This is a genomic window from Streptomyces sp. NPDC089919, assembly GCF_040684615.1.
Lineage (GTDB): Bacteria > Actinomycetota > Actinomycetes > Streptomycetales > Streptomycetaceae > Streptomyces.
In genome coordinates, this window is sequence record NZ_JBFBGK010000078.1 from 36,460 (window position 1) to 42,459 (window position 6,000).

Genomic DNA, 6,000 nt, shown 5'->3' on the forward strand with positions numbered 1-6,000 from the left:
AAAAACTCGCGGCCCCCCCCAGTAAGGATTGAAAAGATGAGTACTCCCAGGATCGTCCTCGTGCACGGCGCCTTCGCCGACGCGTCCAGCTGGAGCGGCGTGGTGCGCACCCTCCAGGACGCCGGCTACCAGGTGAGCGCCCCCGCCAACCCGCTCCGCGGGCTCCCGCAGGACTCCGCGTACCTCGCGGGCTACCTCAGGACGGTCCCGGGCCCGGTCGTCCTGGTCGGCCACTCCTACGGCGGCGAGGTCATCACCGACGCCGCCCGGGGCCTGGACCACGTGCGCGCCCTGGTCTACGTCGCGGCCATCGCCCCGGAAGCGGGCGAGAGCGCGAACGACGTCCTCGGGCAGTTCCCGGGCAGCGAACTGCCCGCGGCGCTGGACGCCGTGCCCTACACCCGGGCGGACGGAGCGGAGGGCGCCGACCTCTACATCAAGCCGGAGTCCTTCCGACCGGTCTTCGCGGCGGACGTCGACCCGGCCACGGCAGCCGTGCTGGCCGCGGTGCAGCGCCCGGTCGACGCGGCGAGCCTGGCCGACACCAGCACGGGCGAGACCTGGAAGGACGTTCCCACCTGGTACCTCGTCGCCACCCAGGACCGGGCCGTCCCCGCCGAGGCGCAGCGCTTCATGGCCCGCCGGGCCGGCGCCCACACGGTGGAGGTCGACGCCTCGCACGCGGTGGCGGTGTCGCGGCCGGACGAGGTGGCGGACCTCATCGTGACCGCGGCCAAGTCCCTCGCGTGACGATCGGGGCCGCGGAGGGACCACCGGCCCCCCGCGGCCCCTTCGGGGCGCGGCGTGCCGTCGAGGTCAGTCGCCGGCCTGCCGCGCGGCCGGACGGGGCAGGCACACCAGGGCCAACCCGGCAGCCGTGAGGTACGCGGCCGCGCCGGCGGCCATGCTGAGCCGCACCCCCTCGGTGAAGTCCGCGGCGGAGACCAGCAGCGAGCCGCCCAGCGCGACCCCGGCCGCACTGCCGATCTGGCGCGAGGTGTTGAAGAGGGCCGAGGCGGTCCCGGCACGGGCCTCCGGCGCCGCCGCCATCACGGTGGAGGTGGCGCCGGTGAGCGCGAAGGACGTCCCGAAGCCGGTGGCCATCATGGGGAGCACCAGCAACGCGTACTCCGGGCGGGCCCCCGCGGCCGCCCAGCCGGCGAGGCCCGCCGCCCCCAGCAGCATGCCCGTGACCACCAGGGGACGGTGACCGGTACGGCGGGCGAGCCGTCCCGACAGCGCCGACGCGAACATCGACATCGCCACCGCGGGGAACAGCGCCAGGCCGGTGCGCAGCGCGCTCAGGCCGCGGGCGTGCTGGAAGTACAGGCTGGCCGTGAACACCATCCCGTAGAAGGCGAAGTTGAACAGCAGGCCGATGACGGTCCCGCCCGCCAGCGGCCGGGACGCCAGCAGCGGCAGGGGCAGCACCGGCGAGCGCGCCAGCCGCTCGCGCAGGACGAACAGGGCACCCGCCACCGGGCACAGCGCCGCCGCCGTCAGGACCAGCGGCGCCGTCCATCCCAGGCGCCCGGCCTCGTTGAGGGCGGTGGTCAGCAGAGCCACCAGGGCGACCAGCGCGCACTGCGCGGGCCAGTCCACGGACCGGCCCGGATTCCCGGGCGAGGGCGGCACCCGGCGCAGCGTCAGCGCGATGCACAGCGCTCCGACGGGCAGGTTGACGAAGAACACCCAGCGCCAGCCCACCGTCGTCACCAGCAGGCCGCCCACCAGCGGTCCGGCGGACGCGGCGATGCCGGCCATCGAGCCCCAGAGCCCGAACGCCCGGGACCGCTCGTCCGGCGACCGGTAGACCTGCTGCAGGAGGGCGAGGGAACCGGGCACGATGAGCGCGGCGCCGACCCCTTCCAGCATCCGGGCGGCGGTCAGGACGACCACGTCGGGGGCCAGGGCGCAGGCCAGTGACGCGGCGCTGAAGACCACCACCCCGGTGCAGAACACCCGCCGGTTGCCCAGCCGGTCCCCCAGGGCGCCTCCGGTCAGCAGGAGGGCGGCGAAGGTGAGGGTGTAGCCGTTGGCGACCCACTGGACCGCGGTGAGGGAGGCCCCCAGGTCACGTCCCAGCACCGGGGCCGCGACGTTCACGGCGGTCACGTCCAGGATGACCATGAAATAGCCCGAACAGACCGCCAGGAGCGGCGCCAGGCTGCCGCCGTCGGGCTGTCGGCGGCGCGCGCGTGCTCCGGATCCAGAGGCCATGGGCGCATGCTAGGGCGCATTCCGGACCTCGCCGGTCAAGCCCCGCGGCGTCGCACGCAGATGTGCAGCAGTCCGTCCCGGTGCGCCCCGCGGCAGCCTGCGGGCGTGCCCGGCCGCCTCCGACGTGCGGAGGACGGACACTCCTCCGGCGGGCGGGCCGATCGGTGGCTGATCGCCCCGGCGGACTGATCTGTACTGGGGCCAGCGCCACCGGCCGCGCTGCCCCGACCCCGCCGAAGGACCGTACCGATGACCTCGTCCGCCCCGCCTTCCCGGGCCAGGGGCAGGGCCCTCGCGGCCGTGCTCGTCGTCCTGCTCGGCCTCGCCGCCGCCGTCCAGCTGACCACGGGCTCGTCCCGGGCGAGCTCCGTACGGCTGCGGCAGGTGAGCACCGCCGCCGCACCATCGGCCGGCCCCACCCGGATCGTGGAGGTCGTCGCGCACCCCGACGACGACCTCTTCTTCATGAACCCGGACATCCAGCAGGCCGTCTCGAGCGGGCTGCCGACCACGACCGTCTACCTCACCTCCGGTGAGAGCGACGGCGTCAACCTCGACGCTCCCCAGCTCGCGGCGCTCAAGAGCCGCGGACTGCGCCCCGTCGCCGACCGGCCCCGGTACGCCGAGGCGCGTCAGAACGGCATCCGCGCGGCCTACGCCCTCATGGCCACCGGCGACCGGACCAGTCCCTGGCGGCGCAGCGCCATCGCCACGGCGGGCGGCGGCCGGGCCGAACTCGACGTGCTGCGGGCCGAGCCCTCCGTCCAGCTCGTCTGGCTGCAGATGCGCGAGGCCCGGTCCGTCAGCGGGTACGCACCGCAGAGCCTGCACGGCCTGTGGGACGGCGACACCCGGCGCATCCCCTCCCTGGTGGCCGGCGGCTCGCCGGTGCACGAGCCGTTCTCCTACAGCCGTGACCAGGTCATCGCCACGCTGACGGGCGTGCTGGAGCGGTACCGCCCGACCCTGGTCCGCACCCAGGACCCCACCCCGGGCAAGGACCCGTCCGCCGACCACCAGGACCACGTGTACGGCGCGAGGTTCGTCCAGGCCGCACTCGCCCGGTACGCGGCCACGGTGCCCTACGGGAAGCGCCCGCACTTCACGGTCGAGAACTACCTGGGCTACCAGACGCACGACTTCGCCCCGGTCCTGGACGCGGCCGCCGCCGGGCGCAAGCTGCGCACCCTGGACGCCTACGCCTGGAGCAACGGCGTCGACGACTGCGGCAGCAGCGCGGGATGCGGTGACCGCAAGCTGGCCGGCACGACCCGCGAGTACCGGTGGTTCGACGACATCCGCTACGCCCGCGGCGGCAGCGGTTCCTGGCTGGCGACCGGCCCGGACGGCAGCACCTGGGCCTTCTCCGTGCTCGACGGGCAGCTGGCCGTGTGGCACGGTGCCGCGGCGGGTCGGTGGAGCGGACCGCGACTGCTGCCGGGTACGGGCCTGGACCAAGGCGCGGACGCGCTCACCCTGCCGGACGGCCGGATCGCGGTGTTCGCCACCCGGACCCTGATCGGCCCCACCGGCGCCGACTACACCCGGCAGGTGGTCTGCACGGTCCAACAAGCCCCCGGGAGTGACGGATTCACGGCATGGAGGTCCTTGGGAGCGCCCGCCACGCCCAGCGTGCAGGGCACCCTCGACTTCAGCGCGCCCGCCGCCGCCGTGGCGCCGGACGGCCGGATGAGCGTGTACGTGCGCGACGGCGACGGCACGCTGCGCGGCCGCAGCCAGCAGCCGGACGGCTCCTGGTCCCCCTGGGCCGAACTCGGCGGGGCCGGCCTCGCCGGCGATCCGGTGACCGCGACGGCCCCGGACGGCATCCGCTACGTCTTCGCCCCGACGGCGACCTCGGTCACCGCCTGGTCCTCGGACGGCGGGGACACCGGCCTCGGGCCGGCCACCGCGACCCGGCTGCCCGCCACGACACTGCCGCTGACGGCTGCCCCGAGCGGTGACGGCGTCGGACTGTGGTTCCGCCGGCCCGTCTCGGGCGACGTGCTGCGGACCGAGGTGACGAGGGGACCGGACGGGCTCCGGGTCGCGCCGGCCACGCCCGTGGGCGGCGACGCCGGGTACGGGCCGGCGACCGGATGGGCCGGGGGCGTGGCGGGCCGTACCGCGCACGGAGTGCTGGGTCTGGACCGTGGCGGGAGCCCCGACCGGAGCAGCGGCCGACTGCCCTTCGACGGCGGCCCCGCCGCCGTCGACCCCGCCGGGGGGCCGGTCGTGGCGGCGATCGGCTGGGACGCACGGCTCCATGTCATCGCGGTTCCGCCGCCGGCCCACCCGGTCCGGGCGAGCGGATCGAGGGCCGCGTCCGCCGGGTGAGCGGCGACGGCCGCCGCAGGGCGCCGTCCCCCGGTGCCGTCCCCCGGTCGGCGGAGGTCCCGCCCCTCGCGTCCGCCTAGGTTGGCCGACGCCGCTGCCCGCCTCGGGGCACGGGAAGGAGAGACGGCCGTGTGGGGAATCCACCACCTCCACGTCTTCGTGCTGGGCGCCCTCCTGGTCGTCCTCCTGCCGGGACCCAGTTCGCTCGGCACCCTGGCCGGCGCCGCGCAGGGCGGCCGTCGCGCCGGGCTGCGCTTCGCGCTCGGGGTGGTCGCCGGCGAGATCACCCTGATGGTCCTGACCGTCCTGGGGGCCGCGCACCTGGTGCGGACGGACCCCCAGATCGTGGCCTGGGTACGGGGGTTGGGGGCCGCGTACATCGCCTGGCTCGGCGTCGGCATGCTGCGCACGGCACTTCGGGCCCGCCCTGGCACGGGCGCACCGCACGCCGGGACGGGCGCCGGAGCGGCCGGGACGCGCCGGGCCTACGTCGTGACGGTGCTCAACCCGAAGTCCATCGTGTTCTTCCTGTCGTTCTTCCTCCAGTTCGTCGACCCCTCAGCAGCCCACCCCCACCTCGCCTTCACCGCGCTGGGAGCCGTCTACGAGCTGCTGAGCGTCGGCTACCTGACCTGCCTCGTGCTGGCCGCGGCCCGCGTCGGCGGCCTGGTCCGGGGCCGGCCGCGGCTCGCCTCCGTGCTCCGGGGCGCGGCCGGGTGCCTGTTCCTCGGGTTCGGCGCGGCCCTCGCCTTCGGCCTGTAGACCGGCTGCGGGTCACGGCCCGTCACCTCCCGCATCCACCACAGGTCTCCCCCGGCCGGGGGACCCCTCTGCGACGCGTCCGGTCTACAAAGGGCTTCCCCCGCCGGTGCCCGGGTGCCCGGCGGCGCATCCTCCAGGAGCATCCGTGTCACATACCCTCAGTCCGGCCGGAGCAGCCGGCACCTCCTCCCCCACCTGCGGCGTGCGGTCCTGATCGCCGCGGCCGCGGCCATGGGCGGTTTCCTCTTCGGCTACGACAGTTCCGTGATCAACGGCGCGGTGGTGGCGATCCAGGACCGTTTCGACATCGGTTCGGGGGCGCTGGCCCAGGTGATCGCCGCCGCGCTGATCGGCTGCGCGGTCGGCGCCGCCACCGCGGGCCGGATCGCCGACCGGATCGGCCGCATCCGCTGCATGCAGATCGCCGCGGTCCTCTTCACCGCGAGCGCGATCGGCTCGGCGCTGCCCTTCGCGCTCTGGGACCTGGCCATGTGGCGGGTGATCGGCGGCTTCGGCATCGGCATGGCCTCCGTCATCGGCCCCGCGTACATCGCCGAGGTCTCGCCGCCCGCCTACCGCGGCCGGCTGGCCTCCTTCCAGCAGGCCGCCATCGTCATCGGCATCGCCCTCTCCCAGCTGGTCAACTGGGGCATCCTCAACCTCGCCGACGGCGAGCAGCGC

5 protein-coding genes are annotated in these 6,000 nt (G+C 75.3%); 4 read left to right on the top strand and 1 reads right to left on the bottom strand.

The window, feature by feature from the left end; genetic code table 11:
- The first annotated feature begins 36 nt into the window (after positions 1-36).
- Positions 37-750 (top strand): alpha/beta hydrolase, encoded by a 714-nt coding sequence (locus AB0O40_RS26775; RefSeq protein ID WP_365046773.1) that lies wholly within the window; start codon positions 37-39, stop codon positions 748-750.
- Between the two features lie 66 nt (positions 751-816).
- Here the strand turns inward: AB0O40_RS26775 and AB0O40_RS26780 are convergent, their stop codons facing one another.
- The gene (locus AB0O40_RS26780; RefSeq protein ID WP_365046776.1) at positions 817-2,220 is read right to left on the bottom strand and encodes an MFS transporter; all 1,404 of its coding nucleotides are present in this window, start codon (positions 2,218-2,220) and stop codon (positions 817-819) included.
- 249 nt (positions 2,221-2,469) lie between these two features.
- Between AB0O40_RS26780 and AB0O40_RS26785 the strand changes: the two genes are divergently transcribed.
- From AB0O40_RS26785 to AB0O40_RS26795, 3 genes are all read left to right on the top strand, one after another.
- The gene (locus tag AB0O40_RS26785) at positions 2,470-4,557 is read left to right on the top strand and encodes a PIG-L family deacetylase (RefSeq protein ID WP_365046779.1); all 2,088 of its coding nucleotides are present in this window, start codon (positions 2,470-2,472) and stop codon (positions 4,555-4,557) included.
- A gap of 129 nt (positions 4,558-4,686) precedes the next feature.
- Positions 4,687-5,319: a leucine efflux protein LeuE gene (gene leuE, locus AB0O40_RS26790; RefSeq protein WP_365046782.1), complete on the top strand. Its 633-nt coding sequence runs from the start codon at positions 4,687-4,689 to the stop codon at positions 5,317-5,319.
- A 195-nt stretch (positions 5,320-5,514) separates the two neighbouring features.
- Positions 5,515-6,000 (top strand): MFS transporter (locus AB0O40_RS26795; RefSeq protein ID WP_365046790.1); only part of this gene is annotated, 486 nt, incomplete at its 3' end.

Excerpts from the sequence above, each read along its gene's own strand:
- AB0O40_RS26775 (WP_365046773.1), top strand. The coding sequence starts at position 37 with ATGAGTACTCCCAGGATCGTCCTCGTGCACGGCGCCTTCGCCGACGCG.
- AB0O40_RS26780 (WP_365046776.1), bottom strand. The coding sequence starts at position 2,220 with ATGGCCTCTGGATCCGGAGCACGCGCGCGCCGCCGACAGCCCGACGGC.
- AB0O40_RS26785 (WP_365046779.1), top strand. The coding sequence starts at position 2,470 with ATGACCTCGTCCGCCCCGCCTTCCCGGGCCAGGGGCAGGGCCCTCGCG.